This window comes from Pseudocitrobacter vendiensis (assembly GCF_943590815.1).
Lineage (GTDB): Bacteria > Pseudomonadota > Gammaproteobacteria > Enterobacterales > Enterobacteriaceae > Pseudocitrobacter > Pseudocitrobacter vendiensis.
This window is the reverse complement of sequence record NZ_CALSBS010000012.1, coordinates 53,566-78,815: the sequence shown is the minus strand read 5'-3', so window position 1 is coordinate 78,815 and position 25,250 is coordinate 53,566. Positions and strand designations below refer to the sequence as shown.

Annotated in this window: 31 protein-coding genes; 14 read left to right on the top strand and 17 right to left on the bottom strand. The window is 54.6% G+C overall.

Going from position 1 to position 25,250, the window contains the following annotated elements; translation table 11 throughout:
• The first annotated feature begins 217 nt into the window (after positions 1 to 217).
• Complete coding sequence (gene msrA / locus NMC31_RS14035; protein ID WP_015966170.1) at positions 218 to 859, top strand: peptide-methionine (S)-S-oxide reductase MsrA; 642 nt, start codon at positions 218 to 220, stop codon at positions 857 to 859.
• 2 nt (positions 860 to 861) lie between these two features.
• Here msrA and NMC31_RS14030 read toward each other — a convergent pair whose 3' ends face one another.
• On the bottom strand, positions 862 to 1,911 hold the full coding sequence (locus NMC31_RS14030; RefSeq protein WP_253898342.1) for a LacI family DNA-binding transcriptional regulator: 1,050 nt from the start codon (positions 1,909 to 1,911) through the stop codon (positions 862 to 864).
• 190 nt (positions 1,912 to 2,101) lie between these two features.
• On the opposite strand from NMC31_RS14030, the gene NMC31_RS14025 reads away from it, so the two are divergent.
• From NMC31_RS14025 to paeA, 4 genes are all read left to right on the top strand, one after another.
• Positions 2,102 to 3,256: a Gfo/Idh/MocA family protein gene (locus NMC31_RS14025; RefSeq protein ID WP_149462886.1), complete on the top strand. Its 1,155-nt coding sequence runs from the start codon at positions 2,102 to 2,104 to the stop codon at positions 3,254 to 3,256.
• A gap of 117 nt (positions 3,257 to 3,373) precedes the next feature.
• Complete coding sequence (locus NMC31_RS14020) at positions 3,374 to 4,441, top strand: Gfo/Idh/MocA family protein (RefSeq protein WP_253898306.1); 1,068 nt, start codon at positions 3,374 to 3,376, stop codon at positions 4,439 to 4,441.
• 10 nt (positions 4,442 to 4,451) lie between these two features.
• Positions 4,452 to 5,474 carry a Gfo/Idh/MocA family protein gene (locus NMC31_RS14015; protein WP_253898305.1) on the top strand — a complete coding sequence of 341 codons (1,023 nt, stop codon included), beginning with the start codon at positions 4,452 to 4,454 and terminating at the stop codon, positions 5,472 to 5,474.
• A gap of 149 nt (positions 5,475 to 5,623) precedes the next feature.
• Positions 5,624 to 6,964 carry a polyamine export protein PaeA gene (gene paeA / locus NMC31_RS14010; RefSeq protein WP_149462883.1) on the top strand — a complete coding sequence of 447 codons (1,341 nt, stop codon included), beginning with the start codon at positions 5,624 to 5,626 and terminating at the stop codon, positions 6,962 to 6,964.
• Positions 6,965 to 7,030: 66 nt separating this feature from the next.
• Here paeA and NMC31_RS14005 read toward each other — a convergent pair whose 3' ends face one another.
• Positions 7,031 to 7,237: a DUF1107 domain-containing protein gene (locus NMC31_RS14005; RefSeq protein WP_015966176.1), complete on the bottom strand. Its 207-nt coding sequence runs from the start codon at positions 7,235 to 7,237 to the stop codon at positions 7,031 to 7,033.
• A gap of 324 nt (positions 7,238 to 7,561) precedes the next feature.
• Between NMC31_RS14005 and NMC31_RS14000 the strand changes: the two genes are divergently transcribed.
• Complete coding sequence (locus tag NMC31_RS14000) at positions 7,562 to 8,119, top strand: YtfJ family protein (RefSeq protein WP_253898304.1); 558 nt, start codon at positions 7,562 to 7,564, stop codon at positions 8,117 to 8,119.
• Here the strand turns inward: NMC31_RS14000 and cysQ are convergent.
• Positions 8,109 to 8,852: a 3'(2'),5'-bisphosphate nucleotidase CysQ gene (cysQ, locus tag NMC31_RS13995; RefSeq protein WP_253898303.1), complete on the bottom strand. Its 744-nt coding sequence runs from the start codon at positions 8,850 to 8,852 to the stop codon at positions 8,109 to 8,111. The two genes, NMC31_RS14000 and cysQ, sit on opposite strands and share 11 nt — an antisense overlap.
• Before the next feature lie 218 nt (positions 8,853 to 9,070).
• Between cysQ and NMC31_RS13990 the strand changes: the two genes are divergently transcribed.
• Positions 9,071 to 11,014: a bifunctional 2',3'-cyclic-nucleotide 2'-phosphodiesterase/3'-nucleotidase gene (locus NMC31_RS13990; RefSeq protein ID WP_253898302.1), complete on the top strand. Its 1,944-nt coding sequence runs from the start codon at positions 9,071 to 9,073 to the stop codon at positions 11,012 to 11,014.
• 111 nt (positions 11,015 to 11,125) lie between these two features.
• On the opposite strand, the gene NMC31_RS13985 is transcribed toward NMC31_RS13990, so the two are convergent.
• Positions 11,126 to 11,506, bottom strand: coding sequence for a winged helix-turn-helix transcriptional regulator (locus NMC31_RS13985; RefSeq protein WP_149462879.1), 381 nt, complete (start codon positions 11,504 to 11,506; stop codon positions 11,126 to 11,128).
• Positions 11,507 to 11,594: 88 nt separating this feature from the next.
• Here NMC31_RS13985 and NMC31_RS13980 point away from each other — a divergent pair, with 88 nt between their 5' ends.
• From NMC31_RS13980 to ytfE, 4 genes are all read left to right on the top strand, one after another.
• Positions 11,595 to 12,443 carry an SDR family oxidoreductase gene (locus NMC31_RS13980; RefSeq protein ID WP_253898301.1) on the top strand — a complete coding sequence of 283 codons (849 nt, stop codon included), beginning with the start codon at positions 11,595 to 11,597 and terminating at the stop codon, positions 12,441 to 12,443.
• Positions 12,444 to 12,524: 81 nt separating this feature from the next.
• Entirely contained in the window at positions 12,525 to 13,349 is an 825-nt protein-coding gene (locus NMC31_RS13975; protein WP_253898300.1) for an AraC family transcriptional regulator, read from the top strand.
• A 75-nt stretch (positions 13,350 to 13,424) separates the two neighbouring features.
• Positions 13,425 to 14,402 carry a DMT family transporter gene (locus NMC31_RS13970; protein ID WP_253898341.1) on the top strand — a complete coding sequence of 326 codons (978 nt, stop codon included), beginning with the start codon at positions 13,425 to 13,427 and terminating at the stop codon, positions 14,400 to 14,402.
• A 218-nt stretch (positions 14,403 to 14,620) separates the two neighbouring features.
• Positions 14,621 to 15,283: an iron-sulfur cluster repair protein YtfE gene (ytfE, locus tag NMC31_RS13965; RefSeq protein ID WP_253898299.1), complete on the top strand. Its 663-nt coding sequence runs from the start codon at positions 14,621 to 14,623 to the stop codon at positions 15,281 to 15,283.
• A 69-nt stretch (positions 15,284 to 15,352) separates the two neighbouring features.
• On the opposite strand, the gene NMC31_RS13960 is transcribed toward ytfE, so the two are convergent.
• The 3 genes from NMC31_RS13960 to bamJ all read right to left on the bottom strand — a co-directional run bounded on the left by NMC31_RS13960 (position 15,353) and on the right by bamJ (position 18,114).
• Positions 15,353 to 15,505, bottom strand: a complete 153-nt coding sequence (locus tag NMC31_RS13960) for a Hok/Gef family protein (RefSeq protein ID WP_188016907.1) — start codon at positions 15,503 to 15,505, stop codon at positions 15,353 to 15,355.
• Positions 15,506 to 15,775: 270 nt separating this feature from the next.
• Positions 15,776 to 17,182 carry a D-serine/D-alanine/glycine transporter gene (gene cycA / locus NMC31_RS13955; protein WP_253898298.1) on the bottom strand — a complete coding sequence of 469 codons (1,407 nt, stop codon included), beginning with the start codon at positions 17,180 to 17,182 and terminating at the stop codon, positions 15,776 to 15,778.
• A gap of 311 nt (positions 17,183 to 17,493) precedes the next feature.
• On the bottom strand, positions 17,494 to 18,114 hold the full coding sequence (bamJ, locus tag NMC31_RS13950) for a BamJ family beta-barrel-assembly machinery protein (RefSeq protein ID WP_015966186.1): 621 nt from the start codon (positions 18,112 to 18,114) through the stop codon (positions 17,494 to 17,496).
• On the opposite strand from bamJ, the gene NMC31_RS13945 reads away from it, so the two are divergent.
• Positions 18,107 to 18,367, top strand: coding sequence for a hypothetical protein (locus tag NMC31_RS13945; RefSeq protein ID WP_188016909.1), 261 nt, complete (start codon positions 18,107 to 18,109; stop codon positions 18,365 to 18,367). The genes bamJ and NMC31_RS13945 overlap by 8 nt on opposite strands.
• On the top strand, positions 18,346 to 18,993 hold the full coding sequence (locus NMC31_RS13940) for a LysM-like peptidoglycan-binding domain-containing protein (protein WP_149464960.1): 648 nt from the start codon (positions 18,346 to 18,348) through the stop codon (positions 18,991 to 18,993). Before NMC31_RS13945 ends, NMC31_RS13940 begins: the two co-directional genes overlap by 22 nt.
• A gap of 35 nt (positions 18,994 to 19,028) precedes the next feature.
• Here NMC31_RS13940 and NMC31_RS13935 read toward each other — a convergent pair whose 3' ends face one another.
• From NMC31_RS13935 to rpsF, 5 genes are all read right to left on the bottom strand, one after another.
• The gene (locus NMC31_RS13935; protein WP_253898297.1) at positions 19,029 to 19,961 is read right to left on the bottom strand and encodes a DMT family transporter; all 933 of its coding nucleotides are present in this window, start codon (positions 19,959 to 19,961) and stop codon (positions 19,029 to 19,031) included.
• A gap of 143 nt (positions 19,962 to 20,104) precedes the next feature.
• Positions 20,105 to 20,554 carry a 50S ribosomal protein L9 gene (gene rplI / locus NMC31_RS13930; protein ID WP_015368607.1) on the bottom strand — a complete coding sequence of 150 codons (450 nt, stop codon included), beginning with the start codon at positions 20,552 to 20,554 and terminating at the stop codon, positions 20,105 to 20,107.
• Positions 20,555 to 20,595: 41 nt separating this feature from the next.
• Complete coding sequence (gene rpsR, locus NMC31_RS13925) at positions 20,596 to 20,823, bottom strand: 30S ribosomal protein S18 (RefSeq protein ID WP_000135199.1); 228 nt, start codon at positions 20,821 to 20,823, stop codon at positions 20,596 to 20,598.
• A 4-nt stretch (positions 20,824 to 20,827) separates the two neighbouring features.
• Positions 20,828 to 21,142 carry a primosomal replication protein N gene (gene priB, locus NMC31_RS13920; protein WP_088220569.1) on the bottom strand — a complete coding sequence of 105 codons (315 nt, stop codon included), beginning with the start codon at positions 21,140 to 21,142 and terminating at the stop codon, positions 20,828 to 20,830.
• Positions 21,143 to 21,148: 6 nt separating this feature from the next.
• Complete coding sequence (gene rpsF, locus NMC31_RS13915) at positions 21,149 to 21,544, bottom strand: 30S ribosomal protein S6 (protein ID WP_015966190.1); 396 nt, start codon at positions 21,542 to 21,544, stop codon at positions 21,149 to 21,151.
• Positions 21,545 to 21,884: 340 nt separating this feature from the next.
• Between rpsF and yjfY the strand changes: the two genes are divergently transcribed.
• Positions 21,885 to 22,160 (top strand): DUF1471 family protein YjfY, encoded by a 276-nt coding sequence (gene yjfY, locus NMC31_RS13910; RefSeq protein WP_253898296.1) that lies wholly within the window; start codon positions 21,885 to 21,887, stop codon positions 22,158 to 22,160.
• A gap of 81 nt (positions 22,161 to 22,241) precedes the next feature.
• On the opposite strand, the gene ulaF is transcribed toward yjfY, so the two are convergent.
• From ulaF to ulaB, 5 genes are read right to left on the bottom strand one after another with little or no spacing between them, the layout of a single operon-like run.
• Entirely contained in the window at positions 22,242 to 22,928 is a 687-nt protein-coding gene (gene ulaF, locus NMC31_RS13905; RefSeq protein ID WP_253898295.1) for an L-ribulose-5-phosphate 4-epimerase UlaF, read from the bottom strand.
• Positions 22,928 to 23,782 carry an L-ribulose-5-phosphate 3-epimerase UlaE gene (ulaE, locus tag NMC31_RS13900; RefSeq protein ID WP_253898294.1) on the bottom strand — a complete coding sequence of 285 codons (855 nt, stop codon included), beginning with the start codon at positions 23,780 to 23,782 and terminating at the stop codon, positions 22,928 to 22,930. Before ulaE ends, ulaF begins: the two co-directional genes overlap by 1 nt.
• A gap of 9 nt (positions 23,783 to 23,791) precedes the next feature.
• Positions 23,792 to 24,442 (bottom strand): 3-keto-L-gulonate-6-phosphate decarboxylase UlaD, encoded by a 651-nt coding sequence (gene ulaD, locus NMC31_RS13895; protein ID WP_000056740.1) that lies wholly within the window; start codon positions 24,440 to 24,442, stop codon positions 23,792 to 23,794.
• Positions 24,443 to 24,455: 13 nt separating this feature from the next.
• A complete protein-coding gene (ulaC, locus tag NMC31_RS13890) occupies positions 24,456 to 24,920 on the bottom strand; it encodes a PTS ascorbate transporter subunit IIA (RefSeq protein ID WP_000776505.1) in 465 nt (154 codons plus the stop codon).
• 9 nt (positions 24,921 to 24,929) lie between these two features.
• Positions 24,930 to 25,235 (bottom strand): PTS ascorbate transporter subunit IIB, encoded by a 306-nt coding sequence (gene ulaB / locus NMC31_RS13885; protein ID WP_000218362.1) that lies wholly within the window; start codon positions 25,233 to 25,235, stop codon positions 24,930 to 24,932.
• Between the last annotated feature and the right edge of the window lie 15 nt (positions 25,236 to 25,250).

The window sequence follows — 25,250 nt, the reverse complement described above, 5'->3', positions numbered from 1 at the left end:
CACGGCAATAACGGCGTCGGATACGTATCAACCAATTCCCTGCTCATACGTATGGCGCTCTGTTTTTAATAACCCTAAACATTCTCGGGTTGAAAAAGAGACAACACCCCAAATTATTCTTATGTTTAAATCTAGACGTATTCGGCGTGTTTATTGTGTTAAAACTCACGCCTGGTTACAACCTTAACTGTTCATACCGTAATCTGGAGACCGTCCTATGAGCTTATTTGAGAAAAATCACCTTGTGTCTCAATCGGATGCGCTCCCAGGACGCAATACGCCGATGCCTGTAGATACGTTACACGCCGTTAACGGTCACTCAATGACGAATATTCCGGATGGAATGGAAGTGGCGATTTTCGCGATGGGATGCTTCTGGGGCGTTGAGCGCCTGTTCTGGCAGCTTCCTGGCGTATACAGTACGGCGGCTGGCTACAGCGGCGGTTACACGCCGAATCCGACCTACCGCGAAGTCTGCTCCGGACAGACCGGGCACGCCGAGGCAGTACGCGTGGTGTATGATCCATCCGTTATCAGCTATGCGCAACTGTTGCAGGTATTCTGGGAAAATCACGACCCGGCGCAGGGCATGCAGCAGGGAAACGACCACGGAACGCAGTATCGCTCTGCGATATATGTGCTGACGCCGGAGCAGGAACGCGAAGCGCACGCCAGCGCCGAACGCTTCCAGGCCGCAATGAAAAGCGCGGGCGACAATCGCCGCATTACCACGGAAATCGCCACCGCCAAACCGTTCTACTATGCGGAAGATGACCACCAGCAGTATCTGCACAAAAATCCGTATGGCTACTGCGGTATCGGTGGAATTGGCGTCTGCCTGCCGCCTCAACTGGCATAACGCTACGGAGAAATCGCCGCGCGGGCCGTATGCCGCGTGGCGCTGACCACGCTGCCCGCTTCGCGCGTTTTACCCTGCAACAGCAAATTGAAAATGGGTGCCTGCGGGCGATTCAGCCGGGTTTGCAACAGATGCACGGCTTCGATACCGAGTTCCCGACACGGCACTTCAACGCCCGTCACCTGGGCATTTTTCAGGTGCCAGCCAAAATCAGTGGTCAATAGAGAAATATCCTGCGGCACGCGCAGTCCATGACGCGTCAGCACACGCTGCACGCCCACCGTCATCCCTGAACTTCCGGGGAAAATCGCCTCGGGCCAGAGGTCGCGCGGGTGACAACTCAGCCAGGCGTCCAACGCCTGTTCCGCTTCATGCGCTGAAAATCCTTCCGTGACAATCAAAGACTGCTCCGGATCAAACGGCACGTGGTAGTCGCGATAAGCCTGTTTTATCCCTTCCAGACGCGTATAGAGCGTTTCGCGCCGCAAACAGGTAAGTGATAACACGCGCCGATGGCCGTTCTCAAACAGATGACGCAGCGCGCTGTAACCAATGGCGTGGTGATCCGGCGACACCGCATCGAGCGCCATCTCTTTGTCATGAGAATTAATCAGCACGCAGGGTTTATTCAGGCTGGCAGCAAGCTTGAAAATAGTCGGGTCGTCGGTGCCGATAATAATGATCGCATTGATGTGCTTACTGCCGGTCTTATCGAGAAACAGGCGAATGTCCGCCTGCCGCTCCTCCAGCCCGCACCAGGAGAGATACACGTCGTGCGGGGCCACGGCGTCAGCAATGCCTTTAGTCACTTCCTGATAAAAGGTGTCGCCGTTAGCGGTAAACGTTCGCGCCGGCGCAAACACGGCGATGCCGTTAATCAGCAAACGCCCGCTCGCCATCTCTTCCAGCACGCCTAAACGGCGCGCGCATTTCACTATCGCCGCCCGCGCTTTTTCACTGGTGTACGATTTCCCGCTCAGCACGCGCGAAACGGTGCTGATGGAGTAGCCCGTAAGGGTGGCGATCTGCTTCATTTTCAGCTTGCCGGACATGATGTGATCTCGCTCGCAATCAAATTCTGCAAATATTTGCAGAACCAGTAAGCTGATTTTAAAACCTTTTTTTACCCTTTCGCCCATATTCCTGCTTTCCCTGCGAGCATTCTCACAAAATCCGTTTGTCGCCCCGTTTCGCCTTTTCTATGTTGCAGACATCAACCCTTTTTACGACGCAAGGTGCAGCATGAAGAAGGTACGGTTTGGCATTATTGGTGTGGGGAATATCGGCACAGTTCACGCCCGCTATCTGCTGGCGGGAACGGTCAAAGAGGCCTGCCTGACGGCGGTGTGCGACAACAATCCTGAAAAACACGCGACCATTCGCGCGTTAGTGGGCGAAGAAGTCGCGCTGTTTAGCGATGCGCAGGAGATGCTGCAAAGCGGACTCATTGACGCAGTGATTGTCTCTACGCCGCACTACGAGCATCCGCGTTTGTCGATGATGGCAATGCGCCTGGGTATTCATACGCTGTGTGAAAAACCGGCTGGCGTCTACACCGCACAGGTACGCGAGATGAACGAATTCGCGCGCGGCTGCAATGTGGTGTTTGGCATGATGTTCAACCAGCGCCCTAACCCGCTGTATCAGAAAGTGAAAGACCTGATCGACAGCGGCGAACTGGGCGAAATTCGTCGCTCTAACTGGATAATCACCAACTGGTATCGCTCGCAAAGCTACTACAACTCGGGCGGCTGGCGCGCCACCTGGAAAGGCGAAGGCGGCGGCGTGCTGCTCAACCAGGACCCGCACCAGCTTGACCTCTGGCAATGGCTGGTCGGCATGCCGGTACGCGTGCGCGCGTTCTGCCAGTTCGGCAAACATCGTCAGATTGAAGTCGAGAACGAGGTGACTGCCTACGCGGAGTACGCCAACGGCGCGACGGGCGTATTCATCACCACCACCGCAGAAGCCCCCGGCACCAACCGTCTGGAAATCGCTGGCGATCGCGGCAAAGTGGTCGTTGAAGAGGGCAAGCTGCGCTTCTGGCGACTGCGTGAATCGGAAACCGAATTCAACGCCCGCTGGCAAAACGGCTTTGGCGAACCGGAGTGCTGGGAAGTGACTATTCCGGTAGCGCCGGAGTGCAGCGATCATCATGTGATTACTGCCAACTTCGCTGCCGCCGTGTTGCACGGCACGCCGCTGCTGGCACCGGGCCAGGAAGGTATTCACGGCCTGACGCTCTCTAACGCCATGCACCTTTCCACCTGGACGGACAACTGGGTCGATCTGCCGCTGGATGAAGCGCTGTTTAAACAACTGCTGGATGAGCGGATTGCAACGTCAGTTGATAAAAACGTCGAGAGTAAAACCCTGGACGCGTCCGGAACCTGGTAATGCCCTCACCCCGGCCCTCTCCCACAGGGAGAGGGAGAAAACCGGTCCCCTCTCCCTTGAGGGAGAGGGCTAGGGTGAGGGGAAAACCCTGCACCGCAGCCATAAAGGAACACAACAATGAGCATCAAAGACGGAATGAACTACGCCCCGGTGGGCAAACCGCAGCCGGTGGTTGCGCCGGGTGAATTTATCATTGCCGCCGCCGCACTGGACCACGGCCATATCTATGGCATGTGTAACGGCCTGATTGAAGCGGGCGCAACGCTGAAGTGGGTGTACGATCCCGACCCGGCTAAAGTGGCAAAATTCGTCGAGCAGTATCCGCAGGTGAAGGTGGCTGATTCTCTGGAAACCATCCTGACCGACACCAGCGTACAGTTGGTTGCTGGCGCCGCCGTGCCTTCTGAGCGCTGCCCGCTGGGCCTGAAAGTGATGGATGCAGGCAAAGATTATTTCACCGATAAAGCGCCGCTGACCACCCTGGCGCAACTGGAGCAGGCAAAACGCAAAGTGCAGGAAACCGGGCGTAAATACGCGGTGTATTACAGCGAACGCCTGCACGTTGAAAGCGCCGTCTTCGCCGGGCAACTGGTGGAACAAGGGGCGATTGGCCGCGTAATGCAAACCCTCGGCGTTGGCCCGCACCGTGAAGGCGAAGGCCGCCCGGAATGGTTCTACGATAAAGCCCTGTTCGGCGGCATTCTGTGCGATATCGGCAGCCATCAGATTGAGCAATTCCTCTTTTATACCGGCAACCGCAACGCACGCGTGGTGGCAAGCCAGGTGCGCAACGTCAATCATCCGCAGTATCCGCTGTTTGAAGATTTCGGCGACGCGATGCTGGCGGGCGACAACGGCGCAACCGGCTATTTCCGCTGCGACTGGTTCACGCCGGACGGCCTTTCAAGCTGGGGCGACGGTCGCCTGACGCTGCTCGGGACCGAGGGCTATATCGAAATTCGCAAGTATGTCGATATCACCCGTCAGGAGCAGGATGTGGTTTATCTGGTCAACAAAGAGGGCGAATTCCGCTATCCGGTGGCGGGCAAAGTGGGCTTCCCCTACTTCGGCCAGTTGATTCTTGATTGTCTGAACCGCACCGAAAATGCCATGACGCAGGAACACACGTTTAAAGCCGCCGAGCTGTGCGTGAAGGCGCAAATGCTGGCTAACGCACAGGCCTAACGGAGGCACGATGGAACCCATTCATGCAGCGATTATCGGCGCAGGCGCCATTCATGGTTGCCATGCAGAGCCGATACTCCAGCACCCGCAAGCCCGGTTGTACGCACTTGTTGATACGGATGTCGATAAGGGCCGGGCGTTGGCAGAAAAGTATAATTGCCGCTTTTACGCCGACTACCGCGACCTGCTGGCCGATGCAGACGTCGATGTGGTGCACATCTGTACACCCCATCATCTGCACCGGGAGATGATTATCGCCGCACTGGCGGCGGGCAAACACGTTTTTAGTGAAAAGCCAGTCGCCATGAATGGGAGTGAACTGGCGCAGATCCAGGCCGCGGTCGAGCGTGCCGATACGCAGCTTGCGGTCTGCTACCAGAATCGCCTTAATCCCACCAGCCAGCGCATCCGCCAGATTATTCAGGACGGTGCGCTTGGCAACATGTTAAGCATCAAAGCCAGCCTGACCTGGCACCGCCACGGCGCGTATTATAACGAAAGCCCGTGGCGTGGCCGCTGGGCAACAGAGGGCGGCAGCCTGTTGATAAATCAGGCGATTCATACGCTGGATTTGATGCAGTGGTTTGCCGGCGGCGTGCGGCGCATTAAGGGGGTGGTGGAAACCAGCCTGCTTGAATCGCTTATCGAAACCGAAGATTCGGCGATGGCAACGATGGCGTTCAACAACGGCGCGCGCGGCATTTTCTACGCCACCAACGGCTACACCACTGATTCCCCACTGGCGCTGGAGATCCACTTCGAGCGCGGCTTTTTACAGCTCGAACGCAGCACGCTCTGGCAGGTGGTCGATGAGCAACGCGCAGCGCTCGTTAATGACGAGCTGCCGCACGGCAACGTCAAACGCTACTGGGGCGACAGCCACCGCCAGGCCATCAACGATTTCTATACGGCAATCCTCGACCCGACACAATACGGCGGGGCCGATATTCACGATGCGGCGGTATCGCTGAGAATGGTCAACGCCCTTTATCAATCCTCGGCGCAGCGTCGCTGGATTGACCTTCCCCGTTAAGCAAAATGCGCCCACTGGCGAATTTACACTCTTTTACGCTATACTAGCTGCGAATTCGCCGGTCCAGTGCCTTCGGGCCGGTTTTTAGTGTATTCCACACGACGTTCAACTTCCCTTCCGAGGATCTGGCCTTAAAGGTCGGATAAGATATGTTAAACAGTATTTTAGTAATACTTTGCCTGATTGCCGTCAGCGCCTTTTTCTCGATATCCGAGATCTCGCTGGCTGCCTCCCGTAAAATCAAACTCAAGCTGCTGGCCGATGAAGGCAATGTGAATGCGCAACGCATCCTGAAGATGCAGGAAAACCCCGGTATGTTCTTCACCGTGGTGCAAATTGGCCTTAACGCGGTCGCCATTCTCGGCGGTATCGTGGGCGATGCAGCATTCTCACCGGCGTTCCACAGCCTGTTTTTGAATTACATGTCCCCTGAGCTCGCCGAGCAGCTGAGCTTTATTCTCTCCTTCTCGCTGGTGACCGGCCTGTTTATTCTGTTCGCCGACCTGACGCCGAAGCGCATCGGTATGATTTCGCCGGAAGCCGTGGCTTTGCGCATCATCAACCCGATGCGCTTCTGTCTTCTGGTCTTCCGTCCGCTGGTCTGGTTCTTCAATGGCCTCGCCAACAACATCTTCCGTATTTTCAAACTGCCGATGGTGCGTAAAGACGATATTACGTCTGACGACATTTATGCAGTGGTGGAAGCGGGCGCATTGGCGGGTGTGCTGCGTAAACAAGAACACGAACTGATTGAAAACGTGTTTGAGCTGGAATCACGTACCGTGCCGTCTTCCATGACGTCGCGCGAAAACGTAATTTGGTTCGATCTGCATGAAGATGAGCAGAGCCTGAAAAACAAAGTGGCTGAGCATCCTCACTCTAAGTTCCTGGTGTGTAATGAAGATATCGACCACATCATTGGTTATGTCGATTCGAAAGATCTGCTGAACCGCGTGCTGGCAAACCAGAGCATGGCACTCAACAGCGGCGTGCAGATCCGCAATACCCTGATTGTGCCGGACACGCTGACCCTTTCTGAAGCGCTGGAAAGCTTCAAAACGGCGGGTGAAGACTTCGCGGTTATCATGAACGAATACGCGCTAGTGGTGGGCATCATCACCCTGAACGACGTGATGACCACCCTGATGGGCGACCTGGTTGGCCAGGGCCTGGAAGAGCAGATCGTGGCGCGCGATGAAAACTCATGGCTCATTGATGGCGGAACGCCGATTGATGACGTGATGCGCGTGCTGGATATCGATGACTTCCCGCAGTCTGGCAACTATGAAACCATCGGCGGCTTCATGATGTTTATGCTGCGTAAAATCCCGAAACGCACCGATGCGGTGAAGTTCTCCGGCTATAAGTTCGAGGTGGTGGATATTGATAACTACCGCATCGACCAACTGCTGGTCACGCGCATTGATAACAAGCCGACGGTATTAGTGCCAAAACAGGCTGAAATCGAAGAAAAAGGTACAGCGGCATAAATCGCTTCCCTGAAAACATCAACGGCTCCCATTGGGAGCCGTTTGCTTTTCTGCCGCTAGCTGCCGTTATGCCATCTCGGTTTGCAGACGCATAACGTGGCGGTTGACCTCGGACATCACAGAATAGTGCTGCTTGTCCTTAATCTTGGGGAGCAAAATTTTCCCCTTATCAAACTCAAAAGCACCAACGTCCTTGATGTACAACCGTCCACGGAACAGGATTTTTACGTACTTTGCCACCTGAAGCGGGTTGTAGCGTTGGAAAATTTTCATTCTTATCTCCTGCGAGTATAACGCCCTTGTTGATTCCAAATTTGGTTCAACGCTCCGGGGCGCAATGTTAAATACCCGTTAACTATAGTCCATAACCACAGAGCTACCCTAGTATAGGGAGCTTTATTTACCTTTTTATTACAATAATTGAGAATTTTCTTTTCAGCTATACGATGAATACAGTATAAGCCTTCGATTTACTGCGGTTATGTGCGTTCCGCCACAAAGTGGCACTAACCTTGCGGGAAAAACATATCAATAGCACTTATGCTTAAAAGCATCGGCCAAGTGGTCGGATCACCTGCATAAAAAGAAGGACACACCATGACCTTACGTTCTCTGTTGGCCATTTCATGCCTGTTAATGCCGTTGATGGCGTCCGCCCACGCGCTGAAGGAGGGGGAACGCGTACCTGCGGTAGGCGTTGCCGATCGCGGTGAATTGATACTCGACAATGATAAGTTTAGCTACAAAAGCTGGAATAGCGCGCAGCTTCCTGGAAAAGTGCGAGTGGTGCAACATATTGCCGGACGCACCTCCGCCAAAGAGAAGAATGCCGGGCTGATTGAAGCCATTAAAGCGGCGAAGTTACCGCACGACCGCTATCAAACCACTACTATCGTCAACACCGACGACGCCATTCCCGGCACCGGGATGTTTGTGCGTAACAGTCTGGAGAGCAATAAAAAGCTCTTCCCGTGGTCACAAATTGTGGTCGACAGCAACGGCGTGGTGAGAAAAGCCTGGCAACTGGAGGAAGAGAGCTCCGCGATTGCGGTGCTGGATAAAGACGGACGCGTGAAGTGGGCGAAAGACGGCGCGCTGACGCAGGATGAAGTGCAGCAGGTGGTTACCCTGCTGCACACATTACTTAAAAAATAGCGACGCGGAAGCCGGGGTTGAGGAAGGATTCACGCGGCGTGTAGTCGAGGGTTTTCCCCTGCCAGTCGTGAACCCGCGCCCCGGCGGCAACAGCCACCGCATGGCCTGCTGCAGTATCCCAGACGCAGGTCGGCCCGAAGCGTGGATAAAGCTGCGCCTGCCCTTCCGCCACCAGGCAGAACTTGAGCGATGAACCAATAGACGTGGTCTGATGCTCACCCAGTTGCTGTAAATATTCAGCGAGTTCCGGATCGCTGCTGTGCGAGCGGCTGATCACTACCAGCGGCGGACGCGCATCGCGGGCGTGAATTTGCTTACGCACGCCGCACTCTTCTTTCCACGCTTTGCCTTCCGCTGCGCTGTACATCACCTTCGTGACCGGCGCGTACACCACGCCAAGCACCGGTTTACCGTGCTCAATTAAGGCGATATTGACGGTGAATTCGCCGTTGCGCTTAATAAATTCTTTGGTGCCATCCAGCGGGTCCACCAACCAGTAGCGCTGCCAGTGCTGCCGCACATCCCAGCCCGGCGGGTCCTCTTCCGATAGAATCGGAATATCAGGCGCCAGCGCCTTGAGTCCGTTAACAATCACATGGTGCGCCGCAATATCCGCTGCCGTGACGGGAGAATCGTCTTTCTTGCTGGCAACGTCCATCGGTAGCGCTCCATCATAAACCTGCATAATGGCATCGCCCGCGTTCCGTGCAAGCTGACATACTTGTTCTAACATTCTCCACCTCGTTGAGATTGCAGTGGTGTTAACTCGTTGTTTTATTTATATCGCATCGTCACGCATTGCGCCATTCCCATCGGCGACGCCGGGTCTGGATATCTGTGAAGCGCTGCCGGCTTCCGGTCACCCTTTTCTGGCATGATTCACATTCTCGTAAGCAACAGAATGTACATACATTTTCTTATGTGCCCTGGATCTGAAAAGGACGCCCCCTGATGATTAAGTTTAGCGCAACGCTCCTGGCCACGCTGATTGCCGCCAGCGTCAATGCCGCCACGGTCGATCTCCGTATTCTGGAAACCACTGATTTGCACAGCAATATGATGGATTTCGACTATTACAAAGATTCTGCTACCGAAAAATTCGGACTGGTCCGCACGGCCAGCCTGATTAACGCCGCCCGCGCGGAGGCCGCCAACAGCGTGCTGGTGGATAACGGTGATGTGATTCAGGGCAGCCCGATGGGCGACTACGCGGCAGCCAAAGGCTTAAAAGCCGGGGAGACGCATCCGGTTTATAAGGCGATGAACACGCTCGATTACGTGGTGGGAAACCTGGGCAACCATGAGTTTAACTATGGACTGGACTTCCTGCATACGGCTATTGCCGGCGCAAAATTCCCGTATATTAACGCCAATATCATCGACGTTAAGAGCAAGAAACCGCTTTTTACACCCTATCTGATTAAAGAAACTACGGTGAAAGATAAAGACGGCGCAACGCATACCTTGCGTATCGGCTATATCGGTTTTGTGCCGCCGCAAATCATGACGTGGGATAAAGCTAATCTTGACGGCAAAGTGACAGTCAACGACATCACCGAAACCGCCCGCCACTATGTGCCAGAGATGCGTAAAAACGGTGCAGATGTGGTGGTCGTTATTGCCCACTCCGGGCTCTCCGCCGACCCGTATCAGGCGATGGCGGAGAACTCCGTTTACTACCTGAGTGAAGTGCCGGGCGTCGATGCGATTATGTTTGGCCACGCGCACGCCGTTTTTCCGGGGAAAGATTTCGCGGATATCAAAGGCGTAGACCTTGATAAAGGTACGCTGAACGGTGTGCCTGCGGTGATGCCAGGGATGTGGGGCGACCATCTGGGCGTGGTCGATCTGGTGCTGAATAACGACAGCGGCAAATGGCTGGTCACCTCGTCGAAAGCGGAAGCCCGGCCAATCTACGATACAGCAGCGAAGAAATCGCTGGCGGCAGAAGACAGCAAGCTGATTGAAATCTTAAAAGCTGATCACGATGCCACGCGCGAGTTTGTCAGTAAGCCTATCGGAAAATCGTCCGACAATATGTACAGTTTCCTGTCGCTGGTGCAGGACGATCCGACCGTGCAGGTCGTGAATATGGCGCAGAAAGCCTACGTCGAGCACTATATTCAGGGCGATCCGGATCTGGCAAAACTGCCGGTGCTTTCCGCCGCCGCGCCGTTTAAAGCCGGTGGACGTAAAAACGACCCGGCAAGCTATGTTGAGGTCGAGAAAGGACAACTGACGTTCCGCAACGCCGCCGATCTGTATCTCTATCCGAACACATTAGTCGTGGTGAAGGCCAGCGGTAAAGAGGTGAAAGAGTGGCTGGAGTGTTCCGCTGGACAGTTCAACCAGATTGACCCGACCAGTACCAAACCGCAGTCGCTCATCAACTGGGATGGCTTCCGCACCTATAACTTTGACGTGATCGACGGCGTGACATATCAAATTGATGTCAGCCAACCGGCACGCTACGACGGTGAATGCCAGACGGTGAATGCCAAAGCAGAACGCGTGAAGGTTCTGAAATTTAACGGAAAACCGATCGACCCGAACGCAACGTTCCTGGTGGCAACCAATAACTATCGCGCCTACGGAGGCAAGTTTGCGGGTACGGGCGACGGGCATATCGCATTTGCCTCACCGGACGAGAACCGTTCCGTGCTGGCCAACTGGATAAGTGCCGAATCAAAACGCGCAGGCGCCATTCATCCGGCGGCGGATAACAACTGGCGCTTAGCGCCGATTGCCAGCAAAACCGCGCTGGATATTCGCTTTGAAACCTCACCTTCTGAGAAAGCGGCGGCGTTTATTAAAGAGAAGGCGCAGTACCCGATGAAGCAGGTCGCAACGGATGATATCGGGTTTGCGATTTATCAGGTGGATTTAAGGAAGTAATACCCTCACCCTAACCCTCTCCCACAGGGAGAGGGAACCGATAGTGCGGTATAAAAGCTTTGCGCCGGTTTTCTCCCTCTCCCTGTGGGAGAGGGCCGGGGTGAGGGGCATTTACGCCGCACGTTCATCCCGCACTGCCAGCACCTCGGGCAGATTCAGTTCAATCCAGTCGGCTAACGCGGCGACTTTCTCACTCACCTGCTCACCCAGCGGCGTGAGGCTATACTCCACATGTGGCGGTACCACCGGATAAGAAACTCGGTTGAGAAAGCCATCCTGCTCCAGCGCCTGTAACGACTGGGCAAGCATCTTCTCACTCACCCCGCCCATCTTACGGCGTAGATCGCTAAAACGGTGCGTACCTTCGCGCAGCGCGACCAGAATCAATACGCCCCAGCGGCTGGTGACATGTTTTAACACATCACGCGACGGGCACTGTTCGGCGAAAAGATTACCCTCTTTCAGTTGTTGCGACAGGCTCACCTGACTCATTTCATACTTACCTTTTTGTATGTACTTACTAAAAGTAAGTTTAGGTGTTAGCGTAATCAAACACAAGACAAACGGACGGAGACTTCCCATGATCGCAATTACCGGCGCAACCGGCCAACTGGGCCAGCATGTTATCGAATCCTTACTGAAAACCGTTCCCGCGGACAATATTGTGGCTATCGTGCGCAACCCGGCAAAAGCACAGGCACTGACTGCGCAGGGCATTCACGTACGCCAGGGCGACTACAATGATGAAGCTGCGCTGAAACTAGCCCTTCAGAGGGTGGAAAAACTGCTGCTGATCTCTTCCAGCGAAGTGGGCCAGCGTGCCCCGCAGCATCGCAACGTGATTAACGCGGCGAAGGCGGCGGATGTGAAATTTATCGCATACACCAGCCTGCTGCATGCGGATACCTCTCCACTCGGTCTGGCAGATGAACATATCGAAACCGAGAAAATGCTGGCTGATTCTGGCATCGCTTACACCCTGCTGCGCAATGGCTGGTACACCGAGAACTATCTTGCCAGCGCCCCGGCAGCGCTGGAACACGGCGTATTCATCGGCGCGGCGGGCGACGGCAAAATAGCCTCCGCAACGCGTGCCGATTATGCGGCCGCTGCGGCGCGTGTAATTAGCGAAGCAGGTCACGAAGGCAAGGTCTATGAACTGGCGGGCGACAGTGCCTGGACGCTGACGCAGCTGGCAGCGGAACTGACCAAACAGAGTGGGAAACCGGTTACCTATCAGAACCTGAGCGAAGCCGATTTCGCTGCCGCGCTGAAAGGGGTTGGCCTGCCTGCGGGTCTGGCGGATATGCTGGCGGATTCGGATACTGGCGCGTCAAAAGGCGGTCTATTTGATGACAGCAAAACGTTAAGCAAATTGATTGGCCGACCGACCACGACACTTGCTGAGAGCGTGAACGGTATCCTCTGAAGGTTACTGATTGGTTAATTTTTGTAGCGTCCCTCCGGGTCATCTTCGATAATGAAAAGATGATACCGGAGGAGCCTATCCGTGCAGGGCGTACCTGACCACTTCACAGACGAAAAAGACAGCGCCAACTTTCGGCACCTGGCGCAGGTGCCGGGCGTGGAGCTGTATCACGCGCATATCTCGCGCTACGCCTTCGAACCGCATACGCATGAAGCCTTCGGCATCGGCACCATTGAGCTGGGCGCGGAGCGTTTTCGCTATCGCGGCAGCCAGTATGTAGCATCGGTGAATTCGATTGTCACCATGAACCCCGACGAACTCCATACCGGTGAAGCGGAAACCGCCGACGGCTGGCGTTATCGCATGATTTACCTCGACCCGACACAGCTTGAAGAGATCACCGGTGTCCGTCACTGGTGGTTTAGCGATGTGTTGCGCCATGACCCGCTGCGCTCGCAGCTTATCGGCCAGCAGATTTATCAGTTGTGGAATACCCGCGATCCGCTGGCGCAACAAGGTGTTCTGCTCGATCTTATTGATACCTTCCGCCCCTTTGCCCACCATGCGCCGCAAAACGCGGAAGCCAGCCATCGCTTCGACCAGGTGCGCGACTATCTGCACGATAACTACATGCAGCCCGTGACGCTCGATGAACTGGCGCAGGTCGTAGCGCTAAGCCCGTATCATTTTCAACGCCAGTTTAAAGCGCATTTCCACGTCACCCCGCATCAAATGCTGATGGCGATCCGCCTGTGGCGCGCGAAAGCGTTTCTCACCCACGGCATGCCTGCTGCGGAAGTTGCTGCAGCAACCGGATTAACCGACCAGTCTCACCTCACCCGCGCATTTACCCGTCGGTATGGGATTACCCCGGTGCGCTACCAGAAGCAGGTTGCCCGGCGCTAATGCGCAATCCGGTACAATATTCTCACCCTGCGCCCGCCTACACTGTGGTGAACAGTGAGCAATATGGATATGAAAATGATTAGTGGTGTGCTTTACGCTCTGCTGGCGGGGCTGATGTGGGGTTTGATTTTTGTCGGGCCGTTGATCGTGCCGGAATATCCTGCGGTGCTGCAATCAACCGGGCGTTATCTGGCGCTGGGGCTTATTGCCCTACCGCTGGCATGGTTGGGGCGCACAAGGCTAAAACAGCTCAACCGGCGCGACTGGTTTACCGCCCTGGCGCTGACCATGATGGGCAACCTGATTTATTACGTGTGTCTGGCGAGCGCGATTCAGCGCACCGGCGCGCCCGTCTCAACCATGATCATCGGCACACTGCCCGTGGTTATTCCGGTTTTTGCTAATCTGCTCTACAGCCAGCGCGACGGCAAACTCGCCTGGTCGAAACTGGCTCCGGCGCTTATCTGCATTGGTATTGGCCTGGCGTGCGTGAATATCGCCGAGTTAAGCCACGGCTTGCAGGACTTTAACTGGACACGCTACGCAACCGGTATTGCGCTGGCGTTAGTCTCGGTGGTGTGTTGGGCGTGGTATGCCCTGCGCAACGCCCGCTGGCTACGCGAAAACCCGGATAAGCACCCAATGATGTGGGCCACCGCGCAGGCGCTGGTGACGCTGCCGGTGTCGCTGCTGGGTTATTTTGCCGCCTGTGGCTGGCTGAGCACCCAGCCTGATGGATTTCCGCTGCCGTTTGGCCCGCGTCCGATGGTGTTTATTACGCTGATGATCGCTATTGCCGTGCTCTGCTCCTGGGTGGGCGCACTGTGCTGGAATATCGCCAGCCAGCGTTTACCTACAGTCATCCTTGGGCCGTTGATCGTGTTCGAGACGCTGGCCGGGCTGCTTTATACCTTCATACTTCGCCAGAGTGTACCGCCGCTGCTGACGCTGAGCGGAATTGCCCTGCTGGTGCTGGGCGTGGTGATTGCGGTACGCGCAAAGCCCGTTGAGCCTGCGCTGCGGGAGTTGAGTCAGGAGACAAAAAAAGCCTGATGGCGCTGCGCTTATCAGGCCTACAGAGTTTTTCAACATATTGAATTATCACTACTTTGTAGGCCGAATAAGGAGTTTACGCCTCATCCGGCAAGAACAAAGCGCACTTTGCCTGTCACGCCACCCGTTCCGAGGAAGATCACCCCCAAAGGGGTATATCTTCGCATTAAAGATGCATTTAAAATACATCTTATATTATCGATGACGAGGTAACGACTATGGCCTTCCGCGACCAACCTTTAGGTGAGCTGGCGCTCTCCATCCCACGCGCATCCGCGCTGTTTCGTAAATACGATATGGACTACTGCTGCGGCGGTAAACAAACCCTGGCTCACGCTGCGGCTCGCAAGGAACTGGACGTTGAAGTCATTGAGGCTGAGCTGGCAAAACTGGCCGAGCAGCCGGTTGAGAAAGACTGGCGTACCGCCCCGCTGGGTGAAATCATCGATTACATTATTCCGCGCTACCACGATCGCCACCGTGAACAACTGCCGGAATTGATTTTACAGGCCACCAAAGTCGAACGCGTACACGCCGACAAACCGAACGTGCCAAAAGGTCTGGCAAAATACCTCACCATGCTGCATCAGGAGCTCTCCAGCCACATGATGAAAGAGGAGCAGATTCTGTTCCCGATGATCAAACAGGGCATGGGTAGCCAGGCGATGGGGCCCATCAGCGTGATGGAAAGTGAGCACGACGAAGCAGGTGAACTGCTGGAAGTCATTAAACACACCACCCAAAACGTGACCATTCCGCCAGAGGCCTGCACCACCTGGAAGGCGATGTATAACGGCATCAATGAAATGATCGATGACCTGATGGAACACATCAGCCTCGAAAACAACGTACTGTTCCCACGCGCGCTGGCGGGGGAATAAAAAAGGTGCCTTAGGTTCCTTTCCCAGGAATCGGATCCGACTATGCGGGGATTGCTCCCCGCATAACGGCTATTTCTTCGTTTCGCAAGCGAGAACAGCCTTAAACTCAATACCGCGCTCCTTGACGCTCAATTCGCAGAGCGAATCTCCCATCATTAACGCCAATCCCAGCACCGTAAAACAGAGCACTATGATTGCCACAAGGGCGTATTTTGTCAGCATCGCGTTGCCTCCATGCGAAGAAGAGGCTACTATCCGATTGTTTGGGTCGGGTAGTCAGCCTCAGGTTGATAGTTAACATCTTCCTGGGGCCTCCTCTCTCCGACCTCCGCAGTAGCCTGAAGTCAGAAAGCCTCAGGCACCCGCCAGCAATCATACCCTTCACCGCGCAAAACACTGTTTATTTATACAGTCAGTTTCATTTTTCGGAATACGTTTAGACAGGCATAAAAAAAGGTGCCGTTAAGCACCTTTTTGACATTTTTCATCCGCTTATTTGGCGATGGCTTTTTTTCTCAGGAACATCCAGCCCAGCCCCAGAATCACGAACCACAGCGGGGTGACGATCAGCGCCTGACGGGTATCGGTTTCCAGCGTCAACAGAACGATAACGAACGCAAAGAACGCCATGCAGACCCAGCACATCACTTTACCCAGCGGCATCTTGTAGATTGATTTCTCATGCAGATGCGGACGCTGTTTGCGGTACACCAGGTAAGAACACAGGATAATCGTCCACACGAACATAAACAGAATCGCGGAGACGGTGGTGATCATGGTAAACGCCGCGATCACGCTTGGGTTCACATACAGCAGCACCACGCCGCCCAGCAGGCAGATGCAGGAGAAGGTCAGCCCTTTCGCCGGTACCGCGCGTTTAGAGAGCTTAGCGAACGCTTTCGGCGCCACGCCGTCCTGCGCCAGGCCGAACAGCATACGGCTGGTTGAGAATACGCCGCTGTTCGCGGAAGACGCCGCTGACGTCAGCACCACAAAGTTGATAATGCTTGCTGCCGCAGGAAGACCTACCAGCACAAACAGTTCGACGAACGGACTCTTCTCAGGCACCACAGAACTCCACGGGGTGACCGACATGATAATGATCAGCGCGAAGACGTAGAACATGATGATACGAACAGGAATCGAGTTGATTGCACGCGGCAGGGATTTCTCCGGGTCTTTCGTTTCCGCAGCCGTCGTGCCCACCAGTTCGATACCCACGAAGGCGAAGACCGCTATCTGGAAACCTGCAAAGAAGCCGCTAATGCCTTTCGGGAACCAGCCGCCGTCATTCCACAGGTGCGCAAATGAGGCCTCGGTGCCGTTTGGTGCCTGGAAGTGCATCAGGATCATCACCAGACCAACGACAATCAGCCCCACAATGGCGACGATTTTGATCATCGCAAACCAGAACTCCATCTCGCCGAACATCTTCACGGTCGCGAGGTTCAGGCTCAGCAGCAGCACGACAACGGCGAGCGAAGCCACCCAGTCCGACAGCCCGGGGAACCAGAACTGCGCATAGGCGGTTATCGCCACAACGTCGGCCATGCCGGTGACCACCCAACAGAACCAGTAGGTCCAGCCGGTGAAATATCCCGCCCACGGGCCAAGCAGGTCGGCGGCGAAGTCGCTGAAAGATTTATATTCGAGGTTGGATAACAGCAGCTCACCCATCGCACGCATCACGAAGAAGAGCATAAAGCCGATTATCATATAGACAAAAATAATCGACGGGCCGGCAAGGCTAATGGTTTTCCCGGACCCCATAAACAGCCCGGTACCAATTGCGCCACCAATAGCAATAAGCTGAATATGCCGGTTCGTGAGGTTTCGCCGCAGCGATTGTTCAGCCGGAGCCTGTTCTTCGTCGGCTGCGACTTTTATCTGATCTACCATGTAATTTTCTTCCTGTTGGTTCTGTCTGTGTTGTGCAGGCTCTTGTGGCCTTTATTTCATCTAATGAGACGATCCCATAAATAGGATGACTCGATATTAGGTAAGAATCGGCGGGATGAATACTATGATTTGAATATAATGTTAATTATATGTTGAAAGTGAGTGTTATATCACTTCAACTATGGGAAACACGTCACAAAAATACACGCAATAGATGTATTTGCAAGATAAAGTTCCAGCAAATGTCTAACTTAAGGATTAACCACTGATTTGATAATCCCCTCACCATAAGGAGAGGGGATGACGCGTGCTTACAGAATTTCCAGCAGCTCGACTTCAAAGACCAGGGTGCTGAACGGCGGAATGGACGCACCTGCGCCGCGCTCGCCATAGGCCAGGTTATGAGGGATAGTCAGTTCCCATTTGGAGCCTACCGGCATCAGGGTCAGCGCTTCGATCCAGCCTGCGATAACGCCGTTAACCGGGAATTCAGCCGGTTCGCCGCGCGCAACGGAGCTGTCGAATACGGTGCCGTCGATCAGTTTACCGGTGTAGTGCACGCGAACATGGTCGGTGCGCGCCGGAATAGCGCCTTCACCCTGAGTCAGAACGCGGAATTGCAGACCGGATTCGGTGCTGTTAACGCCCTCTTTTTCACGGTTTTCTTCCAGGTATTTCACACCGTCTGCCGCCATCGCCGCAAAACGTTCTTTACGCACAGCATCAGCACGTTCGTGAATTTCACGCAGCGCACGGTGAACAGCTTCAACCGGCACAGCAGGCTGTTTGCCTTCCAGTGCGTCGGCGATGCCAGCTACCAGCGCTTCCGGCAGCAGGCCCTGCAAACCGGACTCGCTCAGTTGCTGTCCTACCTGCAGGCCGATACCGTAGCTTGCCTGTGCTTCGATGGTGTCAAAAGTCGGGGTGGCCATTGTCTTTCCTTTCTTCGGGTATAAAGTAGCGGGCAGCATAACAGTCATGCTCTTTACGGTAAACTTTGTGTCAGGAAAGATGACAAATCGCGGGGAAAAAGAAACAATGGGTTGTGAGAATAACCTTACCGATGCTTATGTTGCGAAAGCGCGCTTTGCCACGCCGTTCAGGCAGTTAGCCAGCTATACTCGTGACAAGGATAATAAAAGACGCGGAGCAGGAGGAAAACCATGCCCGGGCGATTTGAGTTAAAACCTACGCTGGTGAAGATTTGGCATGCGCCGGATAATCTTCGCATCATGGACCCGCTACCAACCATGCACCGTCGCGGCATTATTATTGCTGCACTGGCGGTGGTCATCGGCTTCCTGCTGCCGTCAAACGACGACACAACGTCCGACCCGGTAAGCCGCACTGCGCAGCTCGATGTGCAGTCACAATCACGCCCACAGCCCGATAACGCGCCAATGCAAACGCAACTGGTGACGCCGAGCAATGACCCCGGGCTGGTGGCGCCTGTTGAACCAGAGCCAATTCCGGAAGAACAGCCGCAGGAGCAAGAGCAGGCACAAAGCCAGCCGCAAACGCAACCGTTCCAGGAAAATCAGGGCATCGACCAGCAGTGGCGCTCCTACCGCGTAGAACCCGGTAAGACGCTGGCACAGCTGTTCCGCGACCACAATCTGCCGGCAACCGATGTGTATGCGATGGCACAGGTTGAAGGCGCGGGCAAGCCATTGAGCAACCTGCAAAACGGCCAAATGGTGCAAATTCGCCAGAATGCCAGTGGTGTCGTCACTGGGCTAACCATTGATACCGGAAATGGGCAGGTGCTGTTTACCCGCCAGCCGAACGGCAGTTTTATTCGCGCGCGGTAATGCTTTAGCCCGATGATGACATCATCGGGCTAACCTTACTTTTTGCTGACCTTATTTACCCACCAAATCCCCGAACACACCAGTACCAGCGCCACCGCGTATTTCACTTCGAGAATATTTTCACCGAGGAAGATAGCGGAGAGCACCGTTCCCGCGACCGGAATAACGAAGTTAAACGGCGCAATCATACTGACGCGGTTGTATTTGAGAATAACGCTCCACAGGGCAAAAGCCACGGATGAGAGGAAAATGAGGTAGGCGAGGATCGCCAGCGCCGTCGGGCTCTCGATGGCCAGATGCCCGCCCGTAAGATAGCCGCCCACCACCAGCGCGCCACCGCCGATCGCCAGTTGCCAGCCCGTCATGACCGTCGGGTCAACCGTTTGGGATATACGTTTGCCATACAACGTGGCTGCCGACAGGATAAAGGCGGCCAGTACGACAAAACCATCCCCCTGCCAGACAAAGCTGAAATCCGCCAGCGAGTGGTTGAAGTTCACCAGCATCACGCCGATAAAACCCAGCACGCAGCCGATGGTTTTGTTATAGCTCAGGCGGTCATTCTGATAGATAAAGTGCGCCAGCAGCACGCTAAAGAAGGTGCCTGTCGCATTCATGATGGACCCCTTCACGCCCGTCGTGAACGCCAGGCCGATGTAGAAGAAGGCGTACTGGATAGAGGTTTGCGTGAGCCCCAGCAGCGTGAGCTGACCGAACTGGCGACCGCTCAGACGTGCGATAGGTTTACGCTGCGCCAGCGCAAAAAGCAGCAGCACCAGCCCGGCAAACAGGAACCGGTAACCCGCAAAGACTATCTTCGACGGAATATCGTCGGTCGCGATGTGAAAGAGTTCATAACCGTTTTTAATAGCGGGATAGGAACTTCCCCATAACAGACAACAGAGCGTGGCACAGGCGTAAGCAACGTGTTTACGCGCGAAGACAGGAGCCGGGCAGGCAGTTTCCATTCCATACACCAGAGTTAAAATGACGTTTCATTTATTATCATGGATTGTATAAGAAATAGCGACTATCGCTGCGAGAAAGCATGGAGTAGAAAAGCAAAACGCCGGCACAGGGCCGGCGTCTTGTCGTGGTGATGAGTAATTAATTACTCAGCAACAACGTTTACAACCAGTTTAGCGAACACTTCGCTGTGAACCTGGAAGTCAACTTCGTGCTCACCAGTGGTACGCAGAACGCCGTTCGGCAGACGAACTTCGCTCTTAGCAACAGCAACGCCAGCAGCAGAAACTGCATCAGCGATGTCGCGAGTACCGATGGAACCGAACAGTTTACCTTCGTCGCCAGATTTAGACGCGATAGTAACGGTGCCCAGTGCGTTGATTGCTTCAGCGCGTGCGTTAGCAGCAGCCAGAACGTCAGCCAGTTTAGCTTCCAGTTCAGCGCGACGTGCTTCGAAGAACTCAACGTTTTTCTTGGTAGCAGGAACAGCTTTACCCTGTGGTACCAGGAAGTTACGAGCATAGCCCGCTTTAACGTTAACCTGATCACCCAGGCTACCCAGGTTTGCTACTTTATCAAGCAGAATAACTTGCATTACCTTATCCTCTCAAAGTCGTATTAATGGACCGTGACCGATTACTGATGACGATCAGTGTACGGCAGCAGGGACAGGTAGCGAGCGCGTTTGATAGCGCGAGCCAGCTGACGCTGGTATTTTGCACGGGTACCGGTGATACGGCTTGGGACAATCTTACCGCTTTCGGTGATGTAGTTTTTCAGCGTAGCGATATCTTTATAGTCGATCTCTTGAACGCCTTCCGCGGTGAAACGGCAGAACTTGCGACGACGGAAATAACGTGCCATATGGCTAGTCTCCAGAATCTATCAATTCAATCTGCTCGGCATGCAGAACCATTTTTGTCAGGCCATTCTTTGCTTTGTGGCAAGAGATAAAACCCTGAACGGTGACTGCGCTACCGACCGTTATACTGTGAGTAATGGCCTGGTTTTCGTGTCCGCTAATAATAACGGGCATTTGGCACCACGCCTGCCGGTGAAAGCCGGCTTCCTCTTGCACAGAACGATGCTCAAGCACGAACTGGCAATGAGGAATTCCTGATGGACTGACCTTTCGAAGGGGCATCCTGCACACGGTGCCGGACAACACCAGACGGTTGGTCATCAGAAATTACTCTTCAGAATCCCCAGCTTCAGCATCATCTGCGGTTTCGTTTGCGAAATCATCGCGACGTTCACGACGCTCGTCTTTCGCTTTAACCATCGGAGATGCTTCGGTAACAGCGTGTTTAGTACGCATAACCATGCTGCGGATAACGGCATCGTTGAAGCGGAAGTTAGTTTCCAGCTCATCGATCGCTTCCTGCGGAGCTTCAACGTTCAGCAGAACGTAGTGAGCTTTGTGCAGTTTGTTGATCGGATAAGCCAGCTGACGGCGGCCCCAGTCTTCCAGACGGTGGATCGTACCTTCTGCTGCAGTGATTGCACCAGTGTAGCGCTCGATCATGCCCGGAACCTGTTCGCTCTGGTCAGGATGGACCATAAAAACGATTTCGTAATGACGCATCGAATTGCTCCTTACGGATTATTCAGCCTCCTGTCTGGGTCAGCCGCGGCCCATGGAGGCAAGGAACGTGTTAAAGGGCGGCTGAAAAATTGACGCGTCATAATACTGGTATGCCCCGTGAAACTCAAGGTGATTGCACAAATAATTCGCACAAAGCGTAAAGCGGGTCTAAGGCGATGATTTAGAATCAAACAGCATGAGATACGCTGCTTTTTTGAACAACCCCATCAAAAATGGTCACGATTTGCCCTAAAAGAAATGATTACACTTTACTCAGAGAACAACCGTATTGAGAGGAGCGAAGTTACCGTAACGTCAGTGCTGAAGTGGAGCGTACAGGATGAAAAACATTACCATTGCCATTCTCGCGGCGCTGTTTCTAAGTGCAAACGTCTCCGCCGCCATCAAAATCGACGCCCGTCAGGTTCGCAATATGGACGATGTGCAGAGCTTAGGTGTCATTTACATTAACCATAATCTCGCGACGGTCAGCGAGGCTGAGCTGGCGCTGAATGAAGAGAGCGACGCTCAGGGCGCGAAATACTTCCGCCCGATATTAATGCATGAGCCGGGGAGTAATGGCGTGATACATGCAAGTGCCGATATTTATCGTTAAGCATCATAACGATGCAGTAGAGAAAGGCCCCGTCGCCTGACCGATGACATCCCTGAGGAGATTCGGCAACGGGGCGCTTAGTTACTTCTGCCCGTAATAGGCGTTAGGACCGTGCTTACGCATGAAGTGTTTATTCATGAGATAGCTGTCGATGTGATTCAGTTGCGGGTTAATGCCGCGGGCTATCCAAGCCATTTTCGCCACTTCTTCCATCACCACCGCGTTATGCACCGCATCGTGAGCATCTTTCCCCCAGGCGAATGGCCCGTGCTGATACACCACAATTCCCGGCGTATGCAGCGGCTCAACGTCACCCAACGTTTCGATAATCACTTTGCCAGTGTTTAGCTCGTATTCGCCCTGCACTTCTTCTTCGCTTAACCCGCGCGTACACGGGATATCGCCAAAGAAGTAGTCAGCGTGCGTGGTGCCTAATGCCGGGATCGCCAGCCCCGCCTGCGCCCATGCGGTGGCATGCGTGGAGTGGGTATGGACAATGCCGCCAAGCGACGGATAACGGCGGTAGAGTTCAAGATGCGTCGCAGTGTCGGAAGACGGACGATACTCCCCTTCCACCACCTTGCCGCTAATATCAACCACCACCATATCGTCTGCTTTCATGGTTTCGTAGGCGACACCGCTGGGCTTGATCACCACCAGCCCGCGTTCGCGGTCAATGGCGCTGACGTTACCCCAGGTAAAGGTCACCAGCCCGTAACGCGGCAGATCCATGTTGGCTTCAAATACCTGCTGTTTCAGCTTTTGCATTATGCCGCCTCCACCATGCCTGCTTTAGCCATGCGCGCTTTCACCCAATCACGCGCTTTCGCCACTTCTGCCGCCGGGTCTTCCGCCGTTTCGCTCCACATCTCAATCAGGTACGGCCCGCAATAGCCACTCTGTTTGAGCGTTTCGAAGCAACGTTCGAAATCCACTACACCTTCGCCAAACGGGACGTTTTTGAAGATGCCTGGTTTGGTGTCTTTCACATGCACCGCGACGATATGCCCGATTCCGGCCTGCAACTCCATCTGCACGTCGTTGTCCCACGCCGACAAGTTGCCGATATCCGGGTAGAGCTGGAACCACGGGTTGTTAAGATAGTGCGCGTAACCCAGCGCCTTGCTGATGGAGTTCATCAACGGGTAATCCATGATCTCCATTGCCAGCGTCACCTGCGCGCGGCTCGCCATCTCAACGCTCTCTTTCAGGCCGTCACGGAAACGACGACGCGTTTCGTTATTGGCTTCCTGATAGTAAACGTCGTAGCCCGCCAGTTGGATCACGCGAATACCGACATCCTGGGCGAACTGGATAGCTTTGCGCATAATCTCCAGCCCCTGCGCCCGCACTGCGTCATCTTCGCTGCCCAGCGGGAAACGACGATGAGCAGAAAGGCACATGGACGGCACGCGCACGCCGGTTTCAACAATCGCGTTCACCAGCGCCAGACGCTGCTCGCGGCTCCAGTCAAGGCGCGAGAGGCGATCGTCCGTTTCATCTACCGACATCTCGACAAAATCGAAGCCTAACGCTTTTGCCAGTTGCAGCCGTTCCAGCCAGCACTCCCCGGCGGGGAGCGCTTTTTCGTAGATGCCAAGCGGGATTTGTTTGGACAACATATCCGCTCCTTAGCCCCACAGTTCGGCGATGGAACGTTTGAACTGACGCGCGGCTTCAACCGGAGAGGCGGCATCACGGATACTACGCCCAGCGATAAACACATGAATCGGAATGCCTTTGAACAGCGGCAGGTCTTCCAGCGCCAGGCCACCGGTGACGGTGACTTTGAAGCCCATATCGGAAAGACGTTTGATCGCGGTGATATCCGCTTCGCCCCACGCCACGCCTGCGGCCTGCGCGTCACGGCTGCGGTGATAAACCACCTGCTGGATACCTGCGTCGCGCCACTGCTGCGCCTGTTCCCAGGTCCAGTAACCGGTCAGTTCGATCTGCACGTCGCCATTAAACTCTTTTGCCACGTCCAGCGCGCCTTTGGCGGTGTTGATATCTGCACAGCAAATTACGGTCACCCAGTCAGCGTTGGCTTCGAAGCACATACGAGAAAGGATTTTGCCCGCATCGGCGATTTTGGCGTCTGCCAGCACGATTTTGTGCGGATAAAGCGCTTTCAAATCGCGAACCGCACGCACGCCTTCGCCCACGCACAGAATGGTGCCCACTTCGATAATGTCGACTTCTTCGGCAATCAGGCGAGTGGTTTCGTAGGCGCTAGCCATAGTCTGGTTGTCCAGCGCGACTTGCAACATCGGTAATGACATTTTCAATTCCTTCTTAAGCAGCCGCGTTGGTGCGGTCAATGAGATCCAGGACTTCCTGCTCGGTACGGCAGGCGCGTAAACGGTCGAAATTCTCTTCATCTTCAAACAGGTTGACGATCTGCATGATGCCCACTTCCTGATGCGTGTTGGCATCGACCGCCGCCATCGTGATGAGGATATCCACCGGGTCGTTATCTTCGTGGTTGAACTCCAGCGGCTTTTTCAGCGTCACCAGTGCAAAACCGGTTTTCTTAACGCCCTCTTCCGGGCGACCATGCGGCATTGCCAGGCCCGGTGCGAGCACAAAGTACGGGCCGTGCTGTTCAACCGCATCCAGAATCGCCTGGTAGTAACGCGGCTCTACCACATCTGCCGCCACCAGCAGGTCAACGCCGATTTTCACTGCGTCCTGCCATGTCTCAGCTTCAGCCTGCAGACGGATAGATTTATTCTCCGCCAGCGAATCACGTAATTTCATAGGGCGCCCTTACTTCACGTCCTGCGGGAAATGTTCTTTGATCACTTCCAGCAGTTTCGGGCCAAAGTCAGCAGGAGAGAGCATGTTGCGCACGCCAACGACATATTTGTTGCCGGTCACGGTGATCTCGCCCGCGATGTGCGTAGAAGCGATGATGATATCCGCGCCGCTCAACTCGCTTTTGTATTCGCCAACCGCGCAGCTGTTTACCGTATGGTCGATGTTCGACTGGGTTAAAAACTGGTCCACTTTCATTTTCATGATCATGGAACTGCCTTGTCCGTTACCACACACAGCCAGAATACGTACGGTCATAATCAAAACTCCTTA